This is a genomic window from Ruegeria sp. G12, assembly GCF_056533565.1.
Map to the genome: position 1 here is coordinate 531,216 of NZ_JBQFOO010000003.1, position 25,189 is coordinate 556,404.

At 61.7% G+C, this 25,189-nt stretch carries 24 protein-coding genes; 10 read left to right on the forward strand and 14 right to left on the reverse strand.

All coding sequences use genetic code 11. The features are described from left to right. The first annotated feature begins 221 nt into the window (after positions 1 to 221). The 4 genes from ACR0JN_RS10415 to dnaQ are packed head-to-tail and all read left to right on the forward strand — an operon-like array spanning position 222 to position 2,956. A complete protein-coding gene (locus ACR0JN_RS10415; RefSeq protein WP_480885445.1) occupies positions 222 to 821 on the forward strand; it encodes a Maf family protein in 600 nt (199 codons plus the stop codon). Further along, complete coding sequence (locus ACR0JN_RS10420) at positions 818 to 1,651, forward strand: shikimate dehydrogenase (RefSeq protein WP_480885446.1); 834 nt, start codon at positions 818 to 820, stop codon at positions 1,649 to 1,651. Before ACR0JN_RS10415 ends, ACR0JN_RS10420 begins: the two co-directional genes overlap by 4 nt. Beyond that, the gene (gene coaE / locus ACR0JN_RS10425; RefSeq protein ID WP_480885447.1) at positions 1,648 to 2,241 is read left to right on the forward strand and encodes a dephospho-CoA kinase; all 594 of its coding nucleotides are present in this window, start codon (positions 1,648 to 1,650) and stop codon (positions 2,239 to 2,241) included. The genes ACR0JN_RS10420 and coaE overlap by 4 nt, the downstream gene beginning before the upstream one ends. After that, positions 2,234 to 2,956, forward strand: a complete 723-nt coding sequence (dnaQ, locus tag ACR0JN_RS10430) for a DNA polymerase III subunit epsilon (protein ID WP_480885448.1) — start codon at positions 2,234 to 2,236, stop codon at positions 2,954 to 2,956. The genes coaE and dnaQ overlap by 8 nt, the downstream gene beginning before the upstream one ends. A gap of 24 nt (positions 2,957 to 2,980) precedes the next feature. On the opposite strand, the gene secB is transcribed toward dnaQ, so the two are convergent. Both secB and ACR0JN_RS10440 read right to left on the reverse strand, forming a co-directional pair. Beyond that, positions 2,981 to 3,481, reverse strand: a complete 501-nt coding sequence (secB, locus tag ACR0JN_RS10435) for a protein-export chaperone SecB (protein WP_480818105.1) — start codon at positions 3,479 to 3,481, stop codon at positions 2,981 to 2,983. A gap of 64 nt (positions 3,482 to 3,545) precedes the next feature. Continuing rightward, positions 3,546 to 4,037 (reverse strand): FxsA family protein, encoded by a 492-nt coding sequence (locus ACR0JN_RS10440; RefSeq protein ID WP_480885449.1) that lies wholly within the window; start codon positions 4,035 to 4,037, stop codon positions 3,546 to 3,548. 108 nt (positions 4,038 to 4,145) lie between these two features. Between ACR0JN_RS10440 and ACR0JN_RS10445 the strand changes: the two genes are divergently transcribed. The 3 genes from ACR0JN_RS10445 to ACR0JN_RS10455 are packed head-to-tail and all read left to right on the forward strand — an operon-like array spanning position 4,146 to position 6,429. Beyond that, positions 4,146 to 4,805, forward strand: coding sequence for a Tim44/TimA family putative adaptor protein (locus tag ACR0JN_RS10445; RefSeq protein WP_480818107.1), 660 nt, complete (start codon positions 4,146 to 4,148; stop codon positions 4,803 to 4,805). Next, positions 4,802 to 5,842: a murein transglycosylase A gene (mltA, locus tag ACR0JN_RS10450; protein ID WP_480885450.1), complete on the forward strand. Its 1,041-nt coding sequence runs from the start codon at positions 4,802 to 4,804 to the stop codon at positions 5,840 to 5,842. The genes ACR0JN_RS10445 and mltA overlap by 4 nt, the downstream gene beginning before the upstream one ends. Further along, positions 5,842 to 6,429: a Smr/MutS family protein gene (locus ACR0JN_RS10455; protein ID WP_480885451.1), complete on the forward strand. Its 588-nt coding sequence runs from the start codon at positions 5,842 to 5,844 to the stop codon at positions 6,427 to 6,429. The genes mltA and ACR0JN_RS10455 overlap by 1 nt, the downstream gene beginning before the upstream one ends. Here the strand turns inward: ACR0JN_RS10455 and ACR0JN_RS10460 are convergent. The 3 genes from ACR0JN_RS10460 to hslU form a co-directional block, all read right to left on the reverse strand. Further along, positions 6,426 to 7,646 carry an MFS transporter gene (locus ACR0JN_RS10460; RefSeq protein WP_480885452.1) on the reverse strand — a complete coding sequence of 407 codons (1,221 nt, stop codon included), beginning with the start codon at positions 7,644 to 7,646 and terminating at the stop codon, positions 6,426 to 6,428. The genes ACR0JN_RS10455 and ACR0JN_RS10460 overlap by 4 nt on opposite strands. After that, positions 7,643 to 8,743 carry an alpha/beta hydrolase gene (locus ACR0JN_RS10465; RefSeq protein ID WP_480885453.1) on the reverse strand — a complete coding sequence of 367 codons (1,101 nt, stop codon included), beginning with the start codon at positions 8,741 to 8,743 and terminating at the stop codon, positions 7,643 to 7,645. Before ACR0JN_RS10465 ends, ACR0JN_RS10460 begins: the two co-directional genes overlap by 4 nt. Positions 8,744 to 8,843: 100 nt before the next feature. Further along, the gene (gene hslU, locus ACR0JN_RS10470) at positions 8,844 to 10,151 is read right to left on the reverse strand and encodes an ATP-dependent protease ATPase subunit HslU (RefSeq protein ID WP_480885454.1); all 1,308 of its coding nucleotides are present in this window, start codon (positions 10,149 to 10,151) and stop codon (positions 8,844 to 8,846) included. A gap of 172 nt (positions 10,152 to 10,323) precedes the next feature. Between hslU and ACR0JN_RS10475 the strand changes: the two genes are divergently transcribed. After that, positions 10,324 to 11,565: an MFS transporter gene (locus ACR0JN_RS10475; RefSeq protein WP_480885455.1), complete on the forward strand. Its 1,242-nt coding sequence runs from the start codon at positions 10,324 to 10,326 to the stop codon at positions 11,563 to 11,565. On the opposite strand, the gene hslV is transcribed toward ACR0JN_RS10475, so the two are convergent. Continuing rightward, on the reverse strand, positions 11,557 to 12,114 hold the full coding sequence (gene hslV, locus ACR0JN_RS10480; protein ID WP_480885456.1) for an ATP-dependent protease subunit HslV: 558 nt from the start codon (positions 12,112 to 12,114) through the stop codon (positions 11,557 to 11,559). The genes ACR0JN_RS10475 and hslV overlap by 9 nt on opposite strands. A 197-nt stretch (positions 12,115 to 12,311) precedes the next feature. Between hslV and ACR0JN_RS10485 the strand changes: the two genes are divergently transcribed. Beyond that, on the forward strand, positions 12,312 to 12,506 hold the full coding sequence (locus tag ACR0JN_RS10485) for a DUF1127 domain-containing protein (RefSeq protein WP_480818115.1): 195 nt from the start codon (positions 12,312 to 12,314) through the stop codon (positions 12,504 to 12,506). 129 nt (positions 12,507 to 12,635) lie between these two features. Here ACR0JN_RS10485 and trxA read toward each other — a convergent pair whose 3' ends face one another. From trxA to regB, 8 genes are all read right to left on the reverse strand, one after another. After that, a complete protein-coding gene (trxA, locus tag ACR0JN_RS10490; RefSeq protein WP_480611835.1) occupies positions 12,636 to 12,956 on the reverse strand; it encodes a thioredoxin in 321 nt (106 codons plus the stop codon). A 60-nt stretch (positions 12,957 to 13,016) separates the two neighbouring features. Further along, positions 13,017 to 16,376 carry a double-strand break repair helicase AddA gene (gene addA, locus ACR0JN_RS10495; protein WP_480885457.1) on the reverse strand — a complete coding sequence of 1,120 codons (3,360 nt, stop codon included), beginning with the start codon at positions 16,374 to 16,376 and terminating at the stop codon, positions 13,017 to 13,019. After that, complete coding sequence (addB, locus tag ACR0JN_RS10500) at positions 16,373 to 19,297, reverse strand: double-strand break repair protein AddB (protein WP_480885458.1); 2,925 nt, start codon at positions 19,295 to 19,297, stop codon at positions 16,373 to 16,375. Before addB ends, addA begins: the two co-directional genes overlap by 4 nt. After that, positions 19,290 to 19,976, reverse strand: coding sequence for a nucleotidyltransferase family protein (locus ACR0JN_RS10505; RefSeq protein WP_480885459.1), 687 nt, complete (start codon positions 19,974 to 19,976; stop codon positions 19,290 to 19,292). The genes addB and ACR0JN_RS10505 overlap by 8 nt, the downstream gene beginning before the upstream one ends. Next, positions 19,973 to 20,977, reverse strand: coding sequence for an aminoglycoside phosphotransferase family protein (locus ACR0JN_RS10510; RefSeq protein ID WP_480885460.1), 1,005 nt, complete (start codon positions 20,975 to 20,977; stop codon positions 19,973 to 19,975). Before ACR0JN_RS10510 ends, ACR0JN_RS10505 begins: the two co-directional genes overlap by 4 nt. Continuing rightward, a complete protein-coding gene (gene tsaE, locus ACR0JN_RS10515) occupies positions 20,974 to 21,447 on the reverse strand; it encodes a tRNA (adenosine(37)-N6)-threonylcarbamoyltransferase complex ATPase subunit type 1 TsaE (protein ID WP_480885461.1) in 474 nt (157 codons plus the stop codon). Before tsaE ends, ACR0JN_RS10510 begins: the two co-directional genes overlap by 4 nt. Positions 21,448 to 21,488: 41 nt before the next feature. Then, entirely contained in the window at positions 21,489 to 22,985 is a 1,497-nt protein-coding gene (locus tag ACR0JN_RS10520) for a PAS-domain containing protein (RefSeq protein WP_480885462.1), read from the reverse strand. Between the two features lie 67 nt (positions 22,986 to 23,052). After that, positions 23,053 to 24,450, reverse strand: a complete 1,398-nt coding sequence (gene regB / locus ACR0JN_RS10525) for a sensor histidine kinase RegB (RefSeq protein ID WP_480885464.1) — start codon at positions 24,448 to 24,450, stop codon at positions 23,053 to 23,055. 91 nt (positions 24,451 to 24,541) lie between these two features. Between regB and ACR0JN_RS10530 the strand changes: the two genes are divergently transcribed. After that, on the forward strand, positions 24,542 to 25,159 hold the full coding sequence (locus ACR0JN_RS10530; protein WP_480885466.1) for an SCO family protein: 618 nt from the start codon (positions 24,542 to 24,544) through the stop codon (positions 25,157 to 25,159). Positions 25,160 to 25,189: the final 30 nt, after the last annotated feature.

Sequence of the window (25,189 nt, forward strand, 5' to 3'; positions counted from 1 at the left end):
AAATACTTAAAATGTGATTTTCTACTGCACCTTGGGGATAAATCATGGGGTATCTGCGGAAATCCCAGTTATCCTGACTAGGCAACTTATCCTTGTCCCGGATGGACAGAGTTCGGGCGACTCGGGGAAGTTTTGCGCGAAAATCCCGGGGTTGCGTGTCAACCGGAAAACCATACAAACCGTTCAGGAACGCTCAATGATTTGCACACGGGGTTGTCCACATGTCTGTCCCCATCATTCTGGCTTCGGGGTCATCCATTCGCGCGGAGCTGCTGGAAAAGGCAGGCGTGCCGTTTACTGTTCAGGTCGCGCGCGTGGATGAAGACGCGGTAAAGGCGGCACTGCTGGTTGAAGATGCGCCACCACGAGATGTTGCCGATGCTTTGGCGGAAATGAAAGCCCGCAAGATCAGTGACAAGATGCCGGGTGCGATGGTTCTGGGCTGCGATCAGGTGCTGGATTTCGAAGGTCACCTGCTGTCCAAGCCGGAGACCCCCGAGGATGCGCTTGCGCAGCTCAAGGCGATGCGGGGCAAGCGGCATATGTTGCTGTCTGCCGCGGTGATCTGTCAGGATGGTGAGCCGATCTGGCGCCATGTGGGGCAGGTGCGCCTGCGGATGCGGGCCAGTTCGGATGCCTATCTGCGCGAATACGTGGCGCGCAATTGGGACAGTATTCGCCATGCGGTGGGCGCATATAAACTTGAGGAAGAAGGCGTGCGGCTGTTTGCAACCATTGACGGCGATTACTTTAACGTTTTGGGTATGCCACTGTTGGAGCTGCTCAACTATCTGGCTGTCAAAGGGGTGATCGATCAATGACGGACTATCGGGTTCCTCTGGCCGGGGTTGTCGGGCATCCCATCGGGCATTCACGGTCGCCCAAGCTGCACGGGCACTGGCTGAAAACCTATGGGCTGCCGGGGCATTATGTTCCGATGGATGTGGCCCCCGCCGATCTGGAAACCGTTCTGCGCACCCTGCCCAAGGCCGGGTTTGTCGGCACCAATGTGACAGTTCCGCATAAGGAGGCCGCGTTGCGCATCGCCGACCATGTGTCGGACCGGGCGACCGTCATCGGTGCGGCGAATACGCTGGTGTTCCGCGAGGATGGCTCGATCCATGCCGATAACACCGATGGCTATGGCTTCATGGAGAACCTGCGCAGCGGCGCGCCCGACTGGAACGCGCAGGACGGACCTGCTGTGGTCTTTGGCGCGGGTGGTGCAGCGCGGGCGGTGCTGCAGTCACTGGCCGATGCCGGCGTGCCCGAGATTCTGCTGACCAACCGCACCCGCACCCGCGCGGATCATCTGAAAGAGGAATTCGGCCAGCGGATCACCGTGGTCGACTGGGTGCAGGCGGGCAATGTCATTGAAAACGCGGAGTTGGTGGTCAACACGACCTCGTTGGGGATGCAGGGCCAGCCAGACCTGCGGGTGCCGCTGGACGGGCTGCAGCCGGGCGCGGTTGTCACCGATCTGGTCTATACGCCTATGAAAACAAAGCTTTTGCAGCAAGCGGAAGAGGCCGGATGTACCACCGTGGATGGCCTTGGCATGTTGCTCTATCAGGCAATTCCGGGCTTTGAACGCTGGTTCGGTGTGCGGCCCGAGGTCGATGACGATCTGCGCGCGGCGGTCATGGCATGAGCTTCGCGCTTGGCCTGACCGGCTCTATCGGAATGGGCAAAAGCACCACGGCGCAGATGTTTGTCGCGGAAGGGTGCGCGCTGTGGGACGCGGATGCGGCGGTGCATCGGCTTTATGCACCAGGTGGCGCGGCGGTTGCGCCGATGGGCGCGGCTTTTCCTTCGGCTATTCAGGACGGTGCGGTCAGCCGCGATGCGCTAAGGGGGATTATTGCCGCCGACCCGGCAGCGCTGAAGGTAATCGAGGGTATCGTGCACCCTCTGGTCGCCGCCGACCGGGCCATGTTTCGCGAAAGCGCCACGGCCGATATTCTGGTCTTCGACATCCCCCTGCTGTTTGAAACGGGCGGAGATGCGGCGATGGACGCGGTCGCCTGTGTCTCGATCCCGGAACAGGAGCAAAAGCGCCGCGTGATGGAACGCGGCACGATGACCGAGGCGCAGTTCGAACAGATCCGCGCCAAACAGATGCCGAATGACGAAAAATGCGCGCGCTCGGATTACGTGATCGTGACGGATACGCTGGACCACGCCCGCGCGCAGGTGCAGGATGTGGTCAGGCAGATACGGGCGGGGCTGGCAGATGCGTGAGATTGTACTGGATACCGAAACCACCGGGTTCGACCCCGAAAGCGGCGACCGGATTGTCGAGATCGGCGCGGTTGAGCTTTGGAACCATGTCGCCACGGGCGAAACCTACCATGTCTATATCAACCCCGAACGCTCGATGCCCGAAGAGGCGTTCGGCGTGCACGGCATCGGTCCCGACTTGCTGGAAACCCCGCGTCCGCCGGAAAAGGGCGAGGTCACGCTGAAGGACAAGCCGGTTTTTGCCAAGGTGGGTCAGGGCTTTCGCGATTTCGTAGGTGACGCCAAGCTGGTCATCCACAACGCGTCCTTCGACATGAAATTCCTCAACGCGGAACTCAGGTGGATGGGCCTGCCACCCATTCCAATGGATCAGGCGCTGGATACGCTGGCGATTGCGCGCAAACGGTTTCCGGGTTCTCCGGCCTCATTGGATGCACTGTGTCGCCGGTTCAACATCGACAATTCGAACCGGGTGCTGCACGGGGCGCTTCTGGACTCGGAGATTCTGGCCGAGGTTTATCTGGAACTGATCGGCGGGCGGCAGCCGGATTTCGGGCTGTCGGCGTCGGCGGGCTCGGGCAGCGGGGGTAGTGAGGACTGGCGTCCAATGCCGCGCGACACAGCGTTGCCTTCGCGGATTACTGACGAAGAACGCGCGGCGCATGAGGCTTTTGTGGAGAAGTTGGGCGACGGCGCCCTGTGGACCCGCGCCTGATCCGATCAGGCGCGGGTCAAACACTCAGGCGTCGGTCTTTTGCGCCTGTTCGGCCTGACGGCGCATCAATTCGTTGCGGTACAGCGCCACGAAATCAATATTGTCCAGGTTCACCGGCGGGTAGCCGCCATCGCGGGTGATGTCGCTGACGATACGGCGCAGGAACGGGAACAGCATGCGCGGGCATTCGATCAGCAGGAACGGATGCAGCTGATCCTCGGCAACGCCTTCCACGTGGAACAGGCCGCAATAGTCGATCTCGCACAGGAACAGAACATCTTCCAGACCTTTGGCCTTGGATTTCAGGTTCAGCTTGATCGACACCTCGAACTGATGGTCCTGCGAGCGCTTCTTGGCATCCAGATTCACCTGAACCTGAATTTCGGGCTGCACTTCGCCCGACACGCCCTTTTGCGCCATCACGTTTTCAAACGACATGTCACGGATGAACTGTCCCAGAACACGCATCTGAACCTGAGGGGCAGTTTGGGCCGCGGTGTTTTCTGCGGCGTTTTCTTCGGCCATGGATCTACTCCAAAAATGAAATTCGCCACTGCTTAGCAAGTTGGGCGCGGCACCTCAATGCAGGTCACGGACCTTCGACCCATTTCGAAGGCTTTGACGGGTCCTTGCGCGGGCGGACTTCGGTGAATTCGCCATCGATTATATCGCCCTGATCCTGCGGCGCGCCCCGGCTGTGAAAGCCCGGCCCCGGCCCCATCTGAAACTGCGCCACGGTGACTTTGGACTTGAGATAGCGGAACACGCCCATGCGCACCGCCGGAATAAGCAGGGCAAAACCAACGGCATCGGTGAAAAAGCCCGGCGTCAACAGCAGCGCGCCTGATAGCAGGATCATTGCGCCATGGGCCAGCGGCTCGGTCGGGTCGTCCAGCTCGGCAAAGGATCGCTGCAGTTGTCCCAGCGCCATGCGACCTTGTGTCCTGACCAGAAAGGTGCCCAAAACCGCTGTCAGAACGACAATCGCAAGGGTGGGCCACAGGCCGATCAGGCCACCGACCTGAATGAACAGGGCAATTTCGATGATCGGCACCAATAAAAATGCCAAGAACAGATACATTTGCGCTATCCTTTCCCTAAGGCCGGGCTGTGGACTTGCCGCCCCCTGTCACCTACATAGTGGCATGAGGCCGCGTACACAAAGTCTCGGTTCTGAAAAGAGGATGAAATGAACTCACCCATGATCCAGCTTTTGGTGCTTCTTGGCATAGCTGTTTTTCTGATCCTGCGCCTGAAAAGCGTGTTGGGCACGCGCGAAGGGTTTGAAAAACCGCCCCTGCCACAACAGCCCGATACCAGCACCGCGCGGCGCGATTTCGAGGTGATCGAGGGCGGACCGGATCACGACATCACCGATCATGTCCCCGAGGACAGCGAACAGGCCCAAACGCTTGCAGCGATGAAACGGGTCGAGCCCGCATTCTCGGTCAGCGATTTCGTGCAGGGCGCGCGCGGTGCCTATGAAATGATCGTGATGGGCTTTGAAAAGGGCAATCTGGACGAAATCCAGCCTTTCCTGTCGGAAGAGGTGTTTGACACTTTCGTTTCGGTTGTCGCCGACCGCGAAGACAAGGGTCTGACTATCGAGGCCGAGTTCATCGGCGTGCGCGAAACCACCCTGTCCGATGTGCGCTTTGACAAAGACACCAACGAGGCTGAAATCACCATGCGCTTTGTGGGCGAGTTGACCTCGGTCGTGCGGGATCGCGGTGGTGACATCATCGAAGGCAACCCCAACACCGTCAAACGCCAAAAGGACAGCTGGACCTTTGCCCGTGTCATGGGCAAGGACGATCCGAACTGGCTGCTTGTTGCCACGGACGCATGATTGCCGCTCTCCGGTCGCTTTTTCTGGTGGGCGTCATGACCACCTCCAGCGCCGCCGGAGCCGAGGTGACGCGATCCATTCTGTCGTTTGATGACCTGCAGGGCTGGGCCGAGGATGATCACGGCGCGGCCCTTTCGGTTTTTTTGAACACCTGTGGCGATCTGGATAACCCGGACTGGCGCGCTTTGTGCGCTGTGGCGCGGACCTATGAACCAGATGCGGCGCGGTCGTTCTTTGAGCTGTTCTTTCGCCCGGTGCTGGTCGAAGACGGCAAGGATGCGCTGTTCACCGGCTATTTCGAGCCTGAACTGGATGGGTCCAGAACCCGCACGGAGCGTTTCAGATACCCGCTCTACAAATTGCCGCCCGAGGCGCGCGCGGCGGATGTCTGGCTCAGCCGACGCGAGATTCTGACCGGCGACGCGATGCAAGGCCGGGGTCTGGAAATCGCCTGGGTCGATGACCCGGTCGAGCTGTTCTTTCTGCAGATTCAGGGCTCGGGCCGCATCCGGCTGCCCGATGGAAGCGGCATGCGGGTCGGCTATGGCGGGGCCAACGGGCATCCCTATCGCTCGATCGGTGCGGAGCTGATCCGGCAAGGCGCGCTGGGTGCGCATCAGGTCAGCGCCCAGATGATCCGATCCTGGGTGCGCAAGAACCCCGAGGCTGGGGCGGAACTGCTGTTTCACAACCCCTCTTATGTGTTCTTCCGCGAGGTGACGCGAGTTGCGCCAGAGCTTGGACCGCTGGGGGCGATGAACCGATCCGTCACCACGATGCGCAGCATTGCCGCCGACCCGGCGTTTACCCCGTTGGGTGCGCCGGTCTGGGTGGAAAAGGACGGCAAAACCCCGCTACGCCGGTTGATGATCGCGCAAGACACCGGGGCCGCTATCAAGGGCGCACAGCGCGCCGATATCTTTTTTGGCACCGGGGACAAGGCCGGAGAGGCCGCCGGAAAACTCAAGGACCCGGGCCGGATGGTGATCCTGCTGCCGATCCAGCGCGCTTATGCGCTGCTGCCGGATGAATTCTGATGACCCGGCGCAAACTGACCAGTGAGGAGATCGATCTTTGGCGCAAGGTCGCCAAACAGACCGAGCGGTTGCACCCGGAACTCCCGCAGACAGTCCATCCAATCTCGCTGCCCAAACCCAAGCCCAAAAAACTGCCCAAAACGCGGATCGAAGCGTTTGAGTTGGGGCAGGCCCGCCTGGAAAAGCCAAGCAACAACAGCCTGAAACCCTCGGTCACGGACACGCTGCGATCGATGCCGGTGCAGATGGACACCAAGGCGTTTGGCCGGATGAAACGGGGCAAGCTTAAACCCGAGGGCAAGCTGGACCTGCACGGCATGCGGGTGGACAATGCCCATCCCGCCCTGATCCGGTTCATTCTGACCGCACAGGCGCAGGGTAAGCGGCTGGTTCTGGTGATCACCGGCAAGGGCAAGGACCGGGACGATCCCGGCCCGATCCCCACCCCGCGCGGCGTGCTGCGCAATCAGGTGCCGCATTGGCTGTCGATCCCGCCGCTGGCGCAAGCGGTGATGCAGGTTGCGCCCGCCCATATCAGCCATGGCGGCGACGGGGCCTACTACGTCTATCTGCGGCGCACCCGTTAAAACGCGCGCACGGCGCGGGAGACGCCGGTCCAGACCAGCGCGCAGATCATCACGAAAAACCCTCCGATCCACAGAAACTGGGTGTCCAGCGACACGCCTTTGTCGATCAGAAACCCGGTCAGCCCCGGCCCGATGGCCGAGCCCAGAACCATCACCGCAGTCGCCATTGCCTTAATCGCACCGATATGGCGCGTGCCGTAGAATTCGGCCCAAAAGGCGCTGGGCAAGGTGCTGTTGGCCCCCACGGTCAGGCCCAGAAACACCAGCCCCAGAAGCGCCCCGCTGATTGAACCGGTCGTTCCAAGGATGACAAAACCAAGGGCGATGGGAAGCTGGTAAAACGGCATCATCCGCGCCGTCCCCCATTTGTCCAGCGCCCAGCCAGCAGCGAACATCGACAGCACGGACACACCGGTAAAGACCGGGAATAGAGCGACCAGTTGGAGATGCTGCCAGCCCTTGACCTCGGCCAGATGGACCTGATGAAAGAAAAACGCGGTGATAAAGGCCGACGGCCCCAGAACCGCCGGGGCCATGAACCAGAACAGCGGGTTATGCAGGGCGTCGCGACGGCTCCAATGGCGGTTTTGCATACCGGTGGCGGAAAACGCGTCCGACAGGGCCTGTGGTGTTCTTTCTTGACGCAGCAGGCGCATGAGCAAGGGAATGCCCAGCACCGTAATGCCCGCCGCCAGGACCCACAGCCAGCGCCAGTCCAGCAGCGTCATCAGCGCCACGAAGATCAGCGGCAACAGCGCCTCGCCCACCGCATACCCGGCCGTGGCGATGGACAGCGCCTTGCCGCGCGTCGCGGTGAACCAGCGCGCCATCGCGACCTGCGCCAGATGGGTGCTCATCCCCTGCCCGAACAGGCGCAGCAGGAAGATCACCAGCGGTAGCAGGATCAGCCACGTGTTCAGCGCCATCGCAAGCGCGGCTAGTACCAGCCCCGACAACACCGCCGGGCCAAGAACGCGGACGCGGAAGATATCGGTCAGCCCGCCCGCCCAGATCATCACAATCGCGGCAGCGGTGGTGCCCAGCGTATACAGCCCACCCCAGGCCCCATGGCTCAGCCCGAATTCGGCGCGGATTTCACCGGCGAAGACCGAGATGAAAAACGTCTGCCCGAAGCTGGAAAGGAATGTCAGCAGAACCCCCGCGCCCAGCCAACTTGCGTTCCGGAGCAGATACCGGCGCAGGCTGAACTGCGTCACGGGGTGCTGACCTCGGCCTGCCCTGTTCCGGTCAGAGTGATTTCGGTGGCCCCGTCGGGGTTGCGCTGGCTGGGCGGCACAAGAATGTCGATCCCCGGACGTTCATCGGGTCCGAAGGTATTGCTGACCCGGCGCACCGAACTGAGGATCGCCAGCAACGCCGGAGAGGTTGCGGCAACAAAATGCGACGAGCCCGCATCGCCGCTGAACGCGGTTGTGTCGATCACGCTGATCGGAAATTCGGCCAGTTCGTCAATTGAACTGATATTGCCCAGCCTCTCACTATCCGCCGTGCCACGCAAACGGCCCGAGATGTTCAGGACTTTGTCCTTTTGCGACACCATCACGATGAACGGATCAGGCGGGTTGTCGATCCGGGACATTTGCGAGCGGAACAGGTCGATATCCAGATCGGGCGAGATCAGCACCACACCTTCCAGATTCCGTTTGGCCCAGCCCGGCTCGCTGAGTTCCGCCTGCCGCATCATCTCCATCGACAGGGCGCCGCCCATGGAATGCGCCACCAGCAGAACCCGGCGGACGCCCATGGATTTCAACTCGCGAATGGTTTGCTCCAACCCGTCGCGGGCAAACAGCATGCTGTCCAGATCATAGGCATAGCCATAACCCGTCGCACGGCTGGGCCAGGAATAGACCAGGATCGAGCCCGGAATGCCGATGTCATGGGTCAGCTGCGCCGCGCGGAACAGGGTTTCGGTCTGGGTCGAGTTGTAGCCGTGTACAAAGATGGTCACTTCCTCGGTCCCGCGCAGGCGGGTTCTGAAATCCTGCGGCCCGTCGAACTCGGTCACGCCTGCCAGCACGAACTGTTTTTGCGGGTCCGGGTTGGCGTAAGAGAATTTGAGGGTCCCCGGCGTATGGGTCGGTGGGACTGAGACGGTGGTTTCCAGAAACTGCAACCTCTCGCCGCGCCGGAACCCATAGGTTCCGTCGGCTTCGCGGGCCCGGGTGGTGGTGGCGAAGACGGTTTCCGGCGTGCCGATGGTCAGCGCCGCGGGCACGGTCTCGGTCACCGAGCGGTCCACGCAGGCGGACAGGCAGAGGGGTACAAACAGAAGGGTCAGATAGCGCAACACAGCGGGCTCCAGAAGCGGTTCGCGGCTACGCTATCGCATTTTGCCCCCGCGTCCAGTCGGACATTGCGGGTCAGGCGAAATGAGCGGCAGGTTATCGGGCTTACAGGACGTAACGGCTGAGATCAGTGGACTTGGTCAGCTCGCCCAGATTGTCCTCGACAAACTGCGCATTCACGGTGATTTCGGCCCCGGCCTGATCGGGCGCGGTGAAGGATAGTTCCTCGAACACACGTTCCATCACGGTATAAAGCCGCCGCGCGCCGATGTTTTCGACGCTCTGGTTCACATCTGCCGCGATTTTCGCCAGCGCAGCGATGCCGTCCTCAGTGAAGCTGACGGTGACCTCTTCGGTGCCCATCAGGGCGGTGTATTGCAAGGTCAGCGCGTTATCGGTCTCGGTCAGGATACGCACGAAATCTTCTTCGGTCAGCGCCCGCAACTCGACACGGATCGGCAAACGCCCCTGCAATTCCGGCAAAAGGTCCGAGGGTTTGGCGATATGGAACGCGCCGCTGGCGATGAACAGGATATGGTCGGTTTTGACCGGACCGTGCTTGGTGGACACGGTTGTGCCTTCGATCAGAGGCAGCAGGTCGCGCTGCACCCCTTCGCGGCTGACATCGCCGCCGCGCGCTTCCGCGCGGGCGCAGACCTTGTCGATCTCGTCCAGAAAGACGATGCCGTTCTGTTCGACCGATTCCAGCGCCACCCGGTTGACGGTTTCATCATCCAGCAGCTTGTCAGCCTCTTCCCCGATCAGCGCGTCATAGCTGTCGGCGACGGTCATGCGTTTCTTGACGGTGCGCCCGCCAAAGGCTTTGCCGAAGATGTCGCCCAGATTCATCATCCCCATCTGCCCGCCGGGCTGGCCGGGAATGTCGAACATCGGCATCGGGTTCGAGCTGTCTGAAAGCTCCAGTTCGATTTCGGTATCGTCCAGCTCGCCGGCTTTCAGTTTCTTGCGGAACATCTCACGCGTGGCCTCGCGGGCGTCTTCCCCGGCGATGGCGGCAATCACGCGGTCCTCGGCGGCCTGATAAGCGCGGGCTTTCACATCCTCGCGCATATATTCGCGGGTCTGGATGATCGCCGCATCCGCCAGATCGCGCACGATCTGTTCCACGTCGCGGCCCACGTAACCGACCTCGGTGAACTTTGTGGCCTCGACCTTGATGAAGGGCGCGCGGGCCAGTTTTGCCAAACGGCGGCTGATCTCGGTCTTGCCGACGCCGGTGGGGCCGATCATCAGGATGTTCTTGGGATAAACCTCATCGCGGATATCATCGGCCAGCTGCTTGCGCCGCCAGCGGTTGCGCAGCGCCACGGCGACGGCGCGTTTGGCATCCTTCTGCCCGATGATAAAGCGATCCAGTTCCGAGACAATCTCGCGCGGGGTCAGGTCGGTCACGGGTGTGGTCCTTTCGATCAGCGGTTTGGCTTACGTAGTCACCGCACAGGCGAAAACAACATCGGCGGCGTTGCTTAGCAATGCCCCATCCGGTTTGCAAATGCTTTCCATAGGTGAATGCCATGCGCTCTGCTACAGTGATATCAACACGTTAAGGGTCAGGAGCGCGCAGATGACGAAAATAGCCAAGATCACCCTGCTGTTTGTGGTGTTTGTGGACCTGATCGGACAGGGGCTGGTCTTTCCCATCATCAACTCTTTGATCATGGAGACCAAATCCGGCTTCCTGCCGGAAAACACCCCCATGGGGCGGCGGCATTTCTATTACGGGCTGGTGATCGGATGCTTCTTTCTGTCGTGGTTTCTGGGGGTGGTCTATGTGTCCAAAGTATCGGATTCCATCGGGCGCAAGAATGCCCTGCTGATCTGTCTGGGCGGGGCGCTGGCGGGTTATGCGCTGACCATCGCCGCGCTTTACATGAACAGTCTGCTGATGCTGATCGTGGGTCGCTCGATCACCGGATTCACCGCCGGGAACCAGCCCATCGCGCAGGCGGCGATGATCGATGGCAGTACTGATGCCGCCGACCGGGATCGCAACATGGGCTATATTGTCACCGGCGTCAGCTTTGGTCTAGTCGGAGGGCCCATCATCGGCGCGGTCCTGTCTGATGCGGCCCTGCTGGGCAGCGCGGCGACGCTGAAAACCCCGTTCTATGGGGCTTTTGTTCTGGTCGTGATCGCCATCTTCCTTGTGACCACATTTTTCAAAGAAACCCGGACCGAGCGCGCACCCTTTGTCTTTCGCCCCCGCGACATCACCGACAGCTTGATTGCCGTGCGCGGGCATCCGATGGTCTTGAAAATCTTGCCGGTCTACGCGCTGTTCATGATCGCCAACGTCACCTTCTATGTCTTCGTCGACAATTTCCTGACCAGCGCCTGGGGTTACGGCGTGATCGGCGGCAGCATGGCCATGGTCGTGATCGGTTTCGCGCTGGCCTTTTCCAGCACCTTCTTGGTGAAGCCCGCGCAGCAGAGGTTCAGTAAACACCAGATCATCTATTTCTCGCTGGTGGTCATGGTGATCTGCGGCTTTGGCTTTGCCTTCAGTCCCAGCGGTGTGCTGAGCTATATCCCCGTCTTCTTCTTCTACTTCTTCTTCGGCGTCTCCTACCCGACGCTGCTGGGCCTGTTCTCGTCTGCCGTCAGTGACACAGATCAGGGCTGGGTCATGGGGGTTTGCACAGCCGTCTTCTGTCTGGCCGGAGGGGTCATGTCCCTGATCGGTGGAGGGTTAATGAGCATCGACATCCGCCTGCCCTATTACATCGTGATCGCCACCGCGATCATGGGGCTGATCGGAATGCACCTCCGCTGGAAAGGCAAAGAGATCAAGGCACTGTTAGCCTGATATGGTCTCAACCGTCAGATTGCCGTTGGTATAGACGCAGATATCGGCGGCAATTGCCATCGCCTGACGGGCGACATCCTCGGCCGGTTTGTCGCTGTCCATCATCGCACGCGCGGCGGCCAACGCAAAGTTACCGCCCGATCCGATGGCGGCCACGTTATGCTCGGGCTCCAGCACGTCCCCTGCCCCGGTGATCACCAACAGGTCCTTGCCGTCGGTGACGATCAGCATCGCCTCAAGCTTTTGGAGATACTTGTCGGTGCGCCAGTCCTTTGCCAGCTCGACCGAGGCGCGGGCCAGTTGACCAGGTGTGGCTTCCAGCTTGGCCTCCAGCCGTTCCAGCAGCGTGAAGGCATCCGCCGTGGATCCGGCGAACCCCGCGACCACCTCGAACCCGCCGGGCGACAGGCGGCGCACCTTGCGGGCGGTGCCCTTGATCACGGTCTGGCCCAAACTGACCTGCCCGTCCCCGGCAATGACGACCTGCCCGCCTTTTTTGACGCCAATGATCGTTGTGCCATGCCAACCGGGAAAGTCGCTGTCTGCCATGAGGGCCTCCGTTTCTGTCGGCGTTATATATGGGCCGGGCGCGAGATCGGCGCAACCCGTTCTAAAACTGCCCAAAAGATATGCACAGAGCGCAATTCGGGGCTGTCGAACAAGCAATTGTAGGACTCAGCCGTTGGTCCTACATCAGCCTCACAACCGACAACGGGTCGGCTGTTTCACATATAAGGACTGCGCACATGGCAACCACTGCAAATATCCATGCGCCGCTCGGAGCAGCTACCATCCTGCACGTAGTGGACGCGATCACCGCAACCATCGGCAAAATCGCCGACTGGAATGAAGGCCGCAAAACCCGCAAGCTGCTGTCGGAACTCAGCGACGCACAGCTGGAAGATATCGGTCTGGTGCGCGCGGACATCGCCAATATCTGATCTGACCCAAGATCATTAACCCGAAATAGTCGCCCGGAGCCCCGCGCGGCTTTTTCTTTTTTAGCGCTGACCTAAAGAAAAAAGGCGCCCCGGTTCGGGCGCCTTCTTGTTTTCACTACTGCGGCGAGATCAGATTGATTCGTCGATCCAGCTTTGCAGGGCGGCCTTCGGGGCTGCGCCCGCGCGGTTCGACACCACCTGGCCATCCTTGAAGATGAACAGCGCCGGGATGCCGCGCACGCCCATGGCGGCGGCGGCGTTCGGGTTGCTGTCCACATCAACCTTGGCGATTTTCACCTTGCCGCCATATTCACTGGCCAGTTCTTCCAGTGCGGGACCGATCTGCTTACAGGGTCCGCACCATTCGGCCCAGAAATCCACAACAACGGGAACGTCCGAGTTCTTAACTTCGGCGTCAAAGGTTTCGTCAGTGACGGCTACGGTCGACATATTATGTCTCCTGAATGGAATGCGCTTGGGCAGTGAAACTAGGTACCCTTTTGGGGGAGGTCAAGATATCTGGGTGCGCGACAGGGCATCCGTCACAAGATCGTGTGGCAGCCACATAAGCTCAGCCGTGCGGGTCCACAGGATCGCGGTGCGAATCTCTCGGTCCGGATAGATTTGCGACAGCGCGTACACATAGGCCGCCATCTGTCTCAGCAGGCCTTCGGGGCATACCTCGGGGGTTGCTGGAACGGTCGCGTTTGATTTGAAATCAATCACTTGAACCTGCATGTCCGAAACGATCAACCGGTCGATCATCCCGTGTATCCGCCGCCCATTGAGGTCGGCTGAGACCGGAACCTCGGCCATCGCTTGCGTGGAAAAAACAGGTTTCAGGTGTTCGGCGGTCAGCACCTGTGTTGCTTCGTTTAGCAGCTCTTGACGGTCCACGTCTTGCATATCGGGCAGAAGCCGGGTGCAAAGCTGCGGCCATATGTCTTGCGTGGCATCCGGCAGATGTTCCAGCAGCAGATGCAGACGGGTGCCGCGCAGCTTGGCGACCTCTTCATTCTGTCCGGCATCCCCCGGCAACGCCTTGGCACCGCCCAACTCCGACGGGCTGAGTGTTACGGTGGCCTCGGGCGCGGGTGGCGCGGGTTGGTGGAACAGGTCCGGCAACGGGTCGCTTGACGGCACCGGTTGGGCGTGGTCGATCAATGGCAGGGCATCCCAGTCGCCATGCGCCAGCCGTTGCACGCCCGAGCCATCCAGTTGTGTCGCCCCGGCCCGTTCCATCGCTGCCTCAACCATCTGATACCAACTGGTCCGGTCCTTGCCGACATCCCCCGCAGCGGCGACGATCAGCCACTTTTCCGCTCGTGTTAGAGCCACATAGAGCAACCGCAGTCGCTCATTTTCCTCCCGGCTGCGCGCCTCGTCCCGCGCCTGGGAGAGGAGCCGAGGCGACGCGTCCGCCGGAACCTTCCACAGTGGCGTTCCATCGGCGGTCATGATCTCGGCATCGCGTGGGCGCTGGCGTTTTCCGGTGTCGGGCAGGATCACGATGGGCGCTTCCAAGCCCTTGGAGCCATGCACGGTCATCACCCGGATCATGTTGCCGACGCCGCTCATCTGCCGTTTGATTTCCAGATCGTCGGTCTGCATCCAGACCAGAAAGCCGGTCAGGCTGGGGATATCCGTGCGCTCATAGGCCAAAGCCTGAGACAGTAGCGCATTGATGCCATCCTCGGCCTCGGCCCCCAGACGCCCCAGTAATTTCCGCCGTCCGTCATGGCGGGTCAGGATGCGTTCGATCAGGTCATAAGGGCGCAGAAAATCGATCTGGCTGCGCAGGTCGTTCAGAACCTCCAGCGTTTCAGGGAAGTCATCCTTGCGATTGCGCAGGGCTGTCCACAGGAACCGGTCCTGCCGCCGGTGGGCCAGATCGAACAGGGCTTGCTCGCTCCACCCGAACAGAGGCGATTTCAGCACGGTGGCCAAAGACAGGCTGTCTTCGGGCGTCGCCAGAAAGCTGAGCAGCGCGGCAAGGTCCTTCACCGCCAGTTCCGCCCCCACCTTCAGACGATCCGCCCCGGCGATGGGCAGGCCTGCGGCCTTGCAAGCGCGGATGATCTCGGCAAACAGGTCCGAGCGGCGCTGGACTAGGATCAGAAAATCCCCCGGCTGCACCTTGCGGCGCACGAGTTTGCCGGGCGTTCCACCATCTTGGGGAATGGTCTCACCCCGGTCGATCATGCGTTTGATTGAGCATGCCACCTGTTCGGCCAGAATCACCGTGTGATGGCGCGCGCCGGGCCGGTCGACGGGGTCGGTCCAGTCGGTGTCCTCATCCTCTTCGACCTTTTCCACCACCGGCCACAGATCGACGCGCCCGGGCAGGTTGGTCTTGAAGGCTTGGTGCAATGCCTTGTCCTGAAACCCGGCTTCGGCATGATTTTGGAACAGGATATTGACCAAAGAGAGGATCGCGCTGGACGAGCGGAAGGAATACTCAAGCTCCAAACTCTCCAATTTAGAGCCTGAATCAACCAAGCGTCGCCCAAACTCGGCCTGCATCCGATCGAACGCCTGCGGGTCGGCCCCTTGAAAGGAATAGATCGACTGTTTCTTGTCGCCGACCACAAAGATTGTGCGCTCAACCCCGGACCGGGCGCCCTCGCCGCTGGTGAATTCCTGCGCTAGTTTCTCGACCACATCCCATTGATCGGGGCTGGTGTCCTGCGCCTCGTCCACCAGAATGTGGTCGATGCCACCATCCAGCCGGTAGAGCACCCATTCGGCCACTGCGGGGTCGTTCAGCACCTGTCGCGCGCGCAGGATCAGGTCGTCGAAATCCAGCCAGCCTCGCACCTGCTTGCGCCGTTCGTATTCAGGCAGGAAGGCGGCGGCAAAGCGATGCAACACGGCAGTTTTCTGGGCCGCCATCAGTGCCAATCGCTGTTCCCGCGCGGCCTCGACCCGCAGCATCAGCGATTCCAGCTGTGGCATCCGATCGGTCAGCGCCCCCTCGCGCAGCGCCTTGGTGGGGAAGCTGTTCACCTTGGCGGTGAACGGTTCCTTGGCGCTTTTCCCGGTCAGCAGGACGCTTTCCAGAACGGGCAGTTGCCCCAACCGCGCCTCGGTAAACCCGGCGAGTTTCGTCGCAGCCTTGGCATTGTTGCCGCCGCTTTCGGTGAGGGCTGACAGCATGGATTGAACCAGCTCGACCTCACCGCCCAGAAAGACCTGTTCCAGCAGGCTGTTTTCGTCAAATCCGTCAGGCAGGCCAAAACGCTGTAACAGGTCCGGCCATTGCAAGTCCTGCGCAAACAGGTTTCGTTTCTGCGTTACGGCGGCGGTCAGCTTGTCGAACCCGGTATCGGTGACGAACCGCGCGACATCCTCGATCAGAGCGACTTGCGGGCCTTCGGCAAAATCCTCGACAATTTCTTCGCGCAGCAGGGCGGCGGCGCGGTCTTCCATCTCGGCGAATTGCGGGCTGACGCCAGCCTCAAGCGGGAAGCGGCGCAAGAGCGCGGCGCAGAACGAGTGGATGGTCTGGATTTTCAACCCGCTGGGCGTTTCAATCGCGCGCGCAAACAAGGTGCGGGCCTGTGCCAGTTGCGCCGGGTCAATGACACCCGCAACACCAAGGTCCGTTAATTGCTGCTGCAGGGGATCATCCCCCAGCATCGCCCATTCGCCCAGCCGTTTGAACAACCGGTTCTGCATCTCGCTGGCGGCGGCCTTGGTGTAGGTCAGGCACAGGATGTGCTGCGGCTGCACCCCGCCCAGTAGCAAGCGCGCCACGCGGTCGGTCAGAACCCGCGTCTTGCCCGACCCCGCATTGGCCGCCAACCACGTCGAGGCATCCGGCCGCGCCGCCTGCACTTGCCGCTCGGTGGCGTCGTTGTGGGGGCTCATGTCAGATCCTCGGGATTGGTTTCGGCGGTGCGATCCCATTCGCCAAACCGGGCGAGGTGATCATAGTCACCGATATCGGTGTCCTTGTGCAGCATCCGGCGCGAGGAGAAGCCCTGTTCAGGCTCTAAATAGGCGGAAATCAGGTCTTTTAACTCAGCCAGCACCTTGTCCGTGGGTTCTTTGGCCAGCGGCGCGGGTACCTCTTTGTAGCTGCCGCCCATGCCGATAAAGACGGCCTCGGCCACGGCCATTGGGTCGATTCCTTCAATGGCCCCCTGCTCGGCCATCGCGGCTTCGATCAGCAATTGCTTGTCGAATTTGGCTTGCTGGCTTTCCGTCGGCGGCGCGCCGGTTTTATAGTCGATGATCCGCAGAGCGCCCCGGCTGTTGCGGTCAATCCGGTCGGCGCGTCCGGCGATGGTGAAGTCCAGCGGCGTCAGCGCAAGTTTCATCGCCGCTTCAAAGGCAACCGGGCCGCCATCGGCGCGGCGGGCAATTTCCGCGCTTAGAAAATCATCAGCGATCCGTTCCAGCCGCGCCAACCAAAGCTGCCGGGCCGTGGGCCACGCGACATGCTGATCCAGCAAGTCCTGCGCGCGTTTCAGGAAGTTCTCGCGGGTCAGCAAGGCGGTGTCCAGCACGCTGTCCTTGACGAAATGTTCCAGGATCTCGTGAATGACGATCCCGCGCAGCAGCGCATCTGGGGCCTGCACCAGCGGGTCGAGCGGTTTAAGCCGCAGCACATGTTTGGCGTAGATCGCATACGGGTCGCGGATCAGCCGCTTGATCTCGGTCACGCTCAGGCGGCGCGGGCGGGCCGGAACCGGCGGGCGGGGTGAGGGGCGGTGCGCGGGTGTGATCCGAGGGGCCTGTTCCAGCGCCTCGGACCAGTTCAGCCACTTCTGTCCCCGCGCGCGCATATCGGACAGGGCGTCGCGACCGCCCTGCTCCGGCAAGCCCCGCAACAGATTCGTCATCCGGTTCAGCCAGCGCGACGGCACTGTTTCGGCATCGTCGGATCGGGTTGCGCGGGTCAGCCAGACCTCGGGCGCGCCGACGGCCTGCTGAAAATCATGCGCGGACAAGCCGATGCGCCGTTCGGGCAGCAACAGGCCCGCTTGATCGCGCATCTGACGGTTCAGCCAGGGATCGGGCGCGGCGGCCTCGGGCCAGCTGCCTTCGTTCAGCCCGCCGAGGATCAACAGATCGGCCCCTTGCACCCGCGCCTCGAGCGTGCCCCAGATCATGATATGGGGATGCGGTTTGTCCCGGTCCCGCACCTCTTCCCCGGCCAGCAGAGCGCCCAGCAGGTCGGCGAAATCGTGAGCTGTCATCGGGCCGCCATGCTGCGCCTCGTCCCGCAACGCGGTCATGACGGCTAGCGCTTTCTGGCCTGCGTTCTTATCCCACAGGGTTCCTTCGGTGCCGGTGCTGCCCGACGATATCGCCTCTGCCAGTGAAAACAGGCGGTCCACCCAGTCGCTTAGCGGGCGTTCCCCGGCAATCTGCTGATCGCAGAACTGCGTGGTGACCCAGTTGACCCACCCCTCGGGCACTTCCTTGCGGATCGCAAACGCTATCAGGTTGGTGCTGTCGGGGAAGGGCGGACCGTGGCGGCGCAGGTCCAATTCCAGATCGCGGGTATGCAGCAGATGGTCGCCGCGTTCGGCCCCGTCATGGCAGAGCGGGTGTTTGAGCAGTGTCAGCAGGGCTTCGCCATCCACACGGCGGGCGAACAGACCGGCGACGTGACGCAGGAACCGGCCCGGGGGCGAGAGTTGCAGCGGCAGGCCCGCACTGTCATCGGGCAGGATATTCCAGCGATCCAGCGCGGCGCTGACCTGACGCGTCAGCATCCGGTCGGGCGTGATCAGCGCGGCGGTCTGGCCGGTTTCAGCCGCTTGCCGCAGACGCAGGGCGATGGCCAGCGCCTCGGCCCTTGGGGATTGCGCCTCGACCAGAGTCAAGCCGTTGGTGGCTTCGGCCAGATCGGTCAGGCGCGGGCCTTCGGTCATCCAGGCGTCGGTGATCGGGGCAGGGCGTAAAGCCAGTGAAACCAATCGGTTACGGGCAGGGGACGGGGCTTGGGCGTCAGTCCAAGGGGCGATCTGATCCGGGGTCAGGTCCAGCGCGCGCATCAGTTTGCGAAACCGGTATTGCGGGTGATCTTCCGAACTCAGCGCCTCATCCAGCCGGGTCCAGACGCCGTCGGGCTGGTCGAAATCATACCCCGGCAGCACCAACGCGCCCTGCGGCAAGCGGGCCACCGCGTTCATCAGCATCAAGGTGGTGCCGCGCGACCCGGTCGAACCGGCCAGAATGACCGGATGGTTCGGGGGGTCGGTCTGCCAGCGGGAAATCAGGTTTTCCACAACGCGCCGTTGGCGGGCATGCGCGTCCATCGCCTGCGTTCCCGCCCCGATAAAATGGTCGGCGATCCCGATAAAGGCCTGTGCCCGCGCCCAGTGACCGGACATGTCGCTGACATCAAGGCCCCGGATCGCGCTGGGGTGGACGCCCTCGCCCTGCATCTCATCAATCAGGGCGGCCAGACTGTCGGACAGGTCGAACAGCGACGACCGCGCCGCCAGATCCGGTTGCTGGTCGAGCAGTTTCGCGATCAGTTGCGTCAGTTCCAGCCTGCGCCGCAGCGGAGGTATGGCCGGAGGGATATGCGCCAGATCGACGCTTTCCCCAAGATCGGTGACCAGCGAGAGGCGCGGCAGCAGGCCGGGCGGGCCCTGATCGAACAGGTCCCGCACGCGCCGCGCCATGCGGCGAGTGTTGACCACCAGTTGCACCCGCGCCAACGCCTCGGGCGGGGTTGGGCAGCGGTACCGCAGCCCTTCCACCAGCGCTTTGGGAAAATCCGCGCCTGGCGGAACTCCGAAGACGCGCGGATGGGTTTGGGGGTCAAACATCGGCCAGCAGGTCCTCGGCCAACGCAATGCCTTCGGGCCGCCCGACATCGCACCAACGGCCGGGATATTCCAACGCGAACAGACGGCCCCGGTCATGCATCCGGTTCCACAGCAGGTTCAACGAGAATGCCTGTTCGGTAAAATCACCCAGACCATCGGTTTTCAGGATCTGAACACCGCCATAGACAAGGCCGGGCCCGCGGGTGATCCGCCCTTCGGCATCCGCCGTGAAATCGCCGGTGCCTTTGTATCCGATGGTTTGGCCCACCGGAACGCACATCATCAGCGCATCCATGCGCCCCGGATCCCATGCATTTTGCAGCAGGGTCAGGGGGTTCGGACCGGCCCAGATTGCGTCGGTGTTCAGCGTAAACACGGGATTAGAGCCCAAAAGGGGCAGGGCGGCGCGCAGGCCGCCCCCGGTTTCCAAAATATCGGGCTGTTCATGGGACAGCAGGACGCCTTTTGGTGTCAGATGCGCCTGAAGCTGGTCGGCATGGTAGTGCAGGTTGGCCACCACGCGTTTGGGTGCAACATCGTCGACCAGCGCCAGCGCGCGGTCGATCAGAGGTTTTCCGGCGACTTCAATCAGCGGTTTGGGGCGGTCCTTGGTCAGCGCTCCCATGCGGGTGCCGAAACCCGCCGCAAACAGCATGATGGCTTTGGGTTTTGCGGTCATTTGGCCCTCAGCTTCGCGAGGTTTTCTGGCGTGGGTTCGGGCAGGGTGTCGCGCAGCATTTCAGCCACCGGCACCAGCGCGGGATGTTCCAGATCGCGCATCAGGTGGGCCCATGTGATCGGGATCAAATCCACATAGCCCGGCTTGCCGTATTCGGTCGCCAGCCGAGCGAATCCGCCAAGGATGCGAAGGTTCCGTTGCGCGCCCAGAACGCTATAAGCGGTGCGGAAGTCATGGTCATCCATGCCCGAGGCCGCAATGTAGCGGTTGATCATCTGCATCTCGATCCCCGCCGGGACCGCGCGGCGGACGTCCTGCAGCAGGGACATCAGGTCATAGGCCGGATGCCCCAGCATGGCGGTCTGAAAATCCAGCAGGCCGACGCGCCGAACACCCTCGCGCTCTGGCAGCCAGATCAGGTTTTCGGCGTGGTAATCGCGCTGGATCACCACTTTCGCGCCCGACGTTTCCCGGTGCAGGACATCGGAAAACCGGTTTCCGAACCGTTTCAGCACGTCCTCATCATACTGCCCGTGGATACCGCACGCATATTTGGTGAAGGCCAGCCCGGCCAGTTCCGTCATCAGCGCCGGGTCGTAAGAAGGCAGCGACAGCGAGGGCGCCTCGTGCAGGTGCAACAGAGCGTCTGTTGCGGCTTCATAAAGCGCGCGCTCTTTGTCCGGGTGGCGCAGAACGACGCGGGCGAACAGGTCGTCGCCAAGATCCTCAAGCAGCAAAAACCCATTGTTAGGGTCTTCAGCGTAGATTTCCGGCGCGCTCAATCCGATATCGCGTAGGTAATTCGCAATGCGCACGAATGGCCGCACGTCCTCGCCCCTGTCTGGCGGGGCGTCCATCAAAACGGCGGTCCGGCCTGTGGCCGGATCGGTCAGCCGTTCATACCGCCGGTTCGAGGCATCCCCGGCCAGCGGCGCGCGCGTGGCATTGGCCCATTGCGTTTGCGCGATCAGAGCCTCGGCCAGAGCGGACCGGTGTGTCATGAAGAAGTCTCCAGCTTTTTGGTCCATTTCGGGTCGGACCAGGACAGGGTCAGGTGGCGTGTGTCCATGGCTTCGGGGTCCGTCGCAAAATCCAAGGTGAGTGCCGTCGCTGGCGTCAGCGGGCCCAGCTTGTTGGGCCATTCCACAAGGCACAGGGCTGAATCAAACGCCTCGGTCAGGCCCAGTTCCTCGATCTCGTCCACATGGTTCAGGCGGTAGAGGTCGCAATGCCAGACCTCCCCGGCGGGGGTGTCATAGGCCTGTACCAGCGTGAATGTGGGCGAGGGGACATCCTCGGGCACCGGCATCAGCGATTGGATCAGGCTGCGCGCGAAATGGGTTTTGCCGCTGCCGATTGCACCCCTTAGCAACAGCGTGTCGCCGGGATGCAGGCGCGCGCCAAGACGGGCCGCAAAGGTGGCGGTTTCGTCCGGCGACATCAGGGTGATTGGCAGGGGTGGCGTCGTCATGGCGCCACAATGTACCCGCGCCTGACCGGCTGCAACCCGGTTCAGGCCGGGACCTGATGTATCCCGGTTTTTTCACCTACGGAAAAGCGCACGATGGTCGCGCCGTTCTGCATCGGTGTCACCGTGCAGTCCAGCGCCTGCCCGCCACGCATGCGGATTTCGGCAGACCATTCGGCTCGGTCTTCGCGCATTTCCACAAAATCCCGAATCTCGCCCAAAATGGGGGTGGCGACGCAGTGGTCCTGCCATTTCCGCGTCACATCGATCACCGAGTCCATGGCAAACCCGGTTTCTTCCGTGTCACCCCAGAGCTGCTGATAAGCGTAGTTGGTTAGCGCCAGCGAGCCGTCATCGGCAAAGACGGCAATCGCATCTGCCAGCTTGTCGAGAATGGACTGCATCAGGTCCATCTCCGACCGGAAGCGGCGGGTCAGGGTGATTTCGGCGGTGATATCCTCGAACAGAAACGCCACGGCCCCATCCGGGTGCGGCCTGCCGCTGACCGAATAGACCGAGCCTGAGGGCAGCGACCATGTTTCCTGATAGTTGCCGTCCTCTGCCGCTTCCAGCAGGTCGTTCATCTGGTTGCGCCAGCTTCGGTAATTCTTGGGCTCGGGCATCATGTTCTGATCGCGCAGCCGGTCGAAAAAGCCCGACAGGCTTGGGCGGCAGCTCAGGAAATCGGGGGGCAGGCTGGTCAGGTCGATCAGGGCCGGGTTGAACAGCGCCAATTGGCGGTTGCGGTCGAATATCGCCAGACCGATGGACAGTTGGGCAAAGGTCTTGGTCATGGTCTGCACAAATTTCCGCTGCGCCGTTTCCGCCTCGACAATGGCGTTGACATCGACGGCATAGAACAAGCGACCATCTTCGTGATGGACCTGTGTCAGATCGAACCAGAGCTTTTGGGGCCCGCCCGCAACCTGGGCCGCGACGCGGGTTTTCTCGCTAAGCCGCGCGTCGTCCCGCAGGTCGGGAAACAGCGGGTCCGTCAGATCGGCGTCCTGACCACGTACCTTCCGAACCAGATCGACGTAGGCCGCGTTGCACCAACGGACCTGGCTACCATCATCCAGTAGCCAGACCGGATACGGAGCCCTGTCCATGGCCAGCCGGATTGGGTCGTCGCAGTCGCGCCGGGTATTGTCTGTGGGACTGGCCAGCGTGCAGAGCCTGACGCGCACGACCCCGTCGATCCATTCGCACAGCACCTCACGCGCAACCGTGCAATCGATGGCCGAGACGGTAAGGCGGCCCTGATCGCGCACCGTTTCGGGGGTTTCGGGAAACGCCGGGAAATCGCGGCGCAGCAGACGCCGCAGATCGTCCCAGTTGCTGACGGTTTCAAATCCCTCAAGGGCGATGTCCGAGTGGCTGATCAGCCGGTCGCGGTCAAACAGGAAAACAGCATCGTCAGACAGGGGCGCGGTCAGCAGATCAAAGCTTTCATCGCGCCGGTCCGGGTGCGGCATCAGCCACAGCACCGCAAAACTACAGGAAATCAGGCTGATCGTGGCCAGAATGATCCAATCGGCCATAGAATCCTCCTAGCCTGCTTTCGATTGGAGGGGACTATGGCCTTCAATTGGTTAACGGCCTCTTAACCTAAATCCGGATTTGCTGGTTCAGGCCTGAGGGAACCGGGGTATCGCCCTTTTGCGCGTCGATCAGATTGCGCGGCCACGCGACTTTGACGATTGCACCCTTGCGGTCCGGGTGGTCCGAGAGTTTCTGATAGGGGTCAGCCCCGTTGGCAAAATCCAGCTCGGCCCCGCTGCGCTCCAGCAGCGTTTTGGCGATGAATAGGCCCAGACCCATGCCTTCGTATTCCGGGCGGGTGGGCTGATCGGTTTCAGCCCGTCTGCGGCGCACGAACGGGTCGCCGATCCGCCCGATCAGATGCGGGGGATATCCGCGCCCGTCATCCATGATGGTGACGGTGATCTGTTCGGGTGTCCATTCGGCCTCGACCCAGACATTGGCGCGGGCGAAATCCACCGCGTTCTGGATCAGGTTGCGCAAACCGTGAATGATCTCGGGTTTGCGCAGGATCGAGGGTTGCTGCACATCGCCGTCCAGCGCCGGGCCCTCGGCAAAGTGGACCATCTTGCCCCGGTCGATATGCGGCTCGGCCGCTTCGTGAACAACCGTGGACAGGGGGGCCTGCCGCAGATGCAGGTCGTCTTTGCCGGCTCGCCCCATGTCGCGCAGAATATCGCGGCAGCGGTCGGCCTGTTCGCGGATCAGGGCGGCGTCTTCCTTCAGGTCGGGCCGGTCATCCAGTTCCTCGATCAGTTCGGAACTGGTCAGCTTGATCGTCGCCAGCGGCGTGCCGAGCTCATGCGCAGCGGCGGCGACGACGCCGCCCAGATCGGTCAACTTTTGCTCGCGCGCCAGGGCCATATGGGTGGCCGAGAGCGCCTCGGACATTGACTGAACCTCGGAACTGACCCGGTGCGAATAGGCACCGATAAAGACAATGGCGATGATGATCGCGGCCCAGTTTCCGAACAGCAGGATGTCGGGGATATCCAGCACAAGACCCACATTGGTCCGCAGCGGTAGATGAAACTCGGACAGCAATGAGGTTACGATGATGGCGACGCCGCCAATGATCAAGGTGGACCGGGTGCTCATTACATTGGCCGAGATCGTGACGGGCCCCAGCAGCAGCAGGGCAAACGGGTTGTTCAGCCCACCGGTCAGATAAAGCAGAATGGCCAATTGCAGCAGGTCGAACAGCACCATCAGGAAGTTTTCAAACTCGGTCAGGCGCTTGTTTTGCGGAAACAGTAGGATGGCGGTCAGGTTGCCCATGACCGAAATGCCGATCACCGTATAGCACATCAGCAGTTCCAGCTGGACGTGATAATACTGCTGGGCCACGGTGATGGCGGTGAACTGGCCGATAATGGCCACCCATCGCAGCAGGATCAGGGTGCGCAGGCGAATCCAGCTGCTGCGTCCCTGGCCGCGCCAAAAGCTCTGGTTGGAATCTGCCATCGGTCTATTATGTCCTGTTGCATTGGCTGATCATCTTGATAGGTGTCCCGGCCGAAACGTTCAACAACCCCTTATATCCGGGACCCGCGCCATGACCCGCCTTTACGCCATCCTAGCAACCGTTGTTCTGGCCGTGGGCCTTGGCGCGATGTGGCTGCTGACCGGCGGCGGCGCGGACGACAAGTACGCTCAGTGCCGGACCGGTCAGATCGCGGGGGGCACAGCCGCGATCGGAGGCCCGTTCGAACTGGTGAACGGCGCGGGTGAGACCGTCACCGACAAGGACGTGATAACCGAGCCGACACTGGTTTACTTCGGCTACACCTTCTGCCCTGATGTCTGCCCCTTCGACATGTCCCGCAATGCCGAGGCCGTGGACATTCTGGCCGAGCGCGGCCAGTCGGTCACGCCACTGTTCATCTCGGTCGACCCCGACCGCGACACGCCTGAGGTGGTGAGCGACTATGCCTTTAACCTGCACGAGCGCATGATCGCCCTGACCGGCTCGGCCCAGCAGGTCGATGCCGCAAGCAAGGCCTACAAGACCTATTACAAGGCCCATGACAAAAGTGACGAGTATTATCTGGTGGATCATTCCACCTTCACCTACCTCGTCACACCCGAAGATGGCTTTCTGGAATTCTTCAAGCGCGACGACACCGCCGAGCAGATGGCGGACAAGGTCGGGTGCTTTATCGAGCAGATGTAATTCGCGACGGCCTGTTTGACGTTTTAAATG

Bases quoted from the DNA above. Each gene is read 5' to 3' on its own strand.
- tsaE (WP_480885461.1), bottom strand. From the start codon at position 21,447: ATGACGACGCCACCCCTGCCAATCACCCTGATGTCGCCGGACGAAACC.
- coaE (WP_480885447.1), top strand. From the start codon at position 1,648: ATGAGCTTCGCGCTTGGCCTGACCGGCTCTATCGGAATGGGCAAAAGC.
- ACR0JN_RS10420 (WP_480885446.1), top strand. From the start codon at position 818: ATGACGGACTATCGGGTTCCTCTGGCCGGGGTTGTCGGGCATCCCATC.
- mltA (WP_480885450.1), top strand. From the start codon at position 4,802: ATGATTGCCGCTCTCCGGTCGCTTTTTCTGGTGGGCGTCATGACCACC.
- ACR0JN_RS10505 (WP_480885459.1), bottom strand. From the start codon at position 19,976: ATGACCGCAAAACCCAAAGCCATCATGCTGTTTGCGGCGGGTTTCGGC.
- ACR0JN_RS10440 (WP_480885449.1), bottom strand. From the start codon at position 4,037: ATGTATCTGTTCTTGGCATTTTTATTGGTGCCGATCATCGAAATTGCC.
- hslV (WP_480885456.1), bottom strand. From the start codon at position 12,114: ATGGCAGACAGCGACTTTCCCGGTTGGCATGGCACAACGATCATTGGC.
- ACR0JN_RS10485 (WP_480818115.1), top strand. From the start codon at position 12,312: ATGGCAACCACTGCAAATATCCATGCGCCGCTCGGAGCAGCTACCATC.
- dnaQ (WP_480885448.1), top strand. From the start codon at position 2,234: ATGCGTGAGATTGTACTGGATACCGAAACCACCGGGTTCGACCCCGAA.
- addA (WP_480885457.1), bottom strand. From the start codon at position 16,376: ATGAGCCCCCACAACGACGCCACCGAGCGGCAAGTGCAGGCGGCGCGG.
- regB (WP_480885464.1), bottom strand. From the start codon at position 24,450: ATGGCAGATTCCAACCAGAGCTTTTGGCGCGGCCAGGGACGCAGCAGC.
- ACR0JN_RS10475 (WP_480885455.1), top strand. From the start codon at position 10,324: ATGACGAAAATAGCCAAGATCACCCTGCTGTTTGTGGTGTTTGTGGAC.
- ACR0JN_RS10510 (WP_480885460.1), bottom strand. From the start codon at position 20,977: ATGACACACCGGTCCGCTCTGGCCGAGGCTCTGATCGCGCAAACGCAA.
- ACR0JN_RS10520 (WP_480885462.1), bottom strand. From the start codon at position 22,985: ATGGCCGATTGGATCATTCTGGCCACGATCAGCCTGATTTCCTGTAGT.
- ACR0JN_RS10445 (WP_480818107.1), top strand. From the start codon at position 4,146: ATGAACTCACCCATGATCCAGCTTTTGGTGCTTCTTGGCATAGCTGTT.
- ACR0JN_RS10530 (WP_480885466.1), top strand. From the start codon at position 24,542: ATGACCCGCCTTTACGCCATCCTAGCAACCGTTGTTCTGGCCGTGGGC.
- trxA (WP_480611835.1), bottom strand. From the start codon at position 12,956: ATGTCGACCGTAGCCGTCACTGACGAAACCTTTGACGCCGAAGTTAAG.
- ACR0JN_RS10455 (WP_480885451.1), top strand. From the start codon at position 5,842: ATGACCCGGCGCAAACTGACCAGTGAGGAGATCGATCTTTGGCGCAAG.
- secB (WP_480818105.1), bottom strand. From the start codon at position 3,481: ATGGCCGAAGAAAACGCCGCAGAAAACACCGCGGCCCAAACTGCCCCT.
- ACR0JN_RS10415 (WP_480885445.1), top strand. From the start codon at position 222: ATGTCTGTCCCCATCATTCTGGCTTCGGGGTCATCCATTCGCGCGGAG.
- addB (WP_480885458.1), bottom strand. From the start codon at position 19,297: ATGTTTGACCCCCAAACCCATCCGCGCGTCTTCGGAGTTCCGCCAGGC.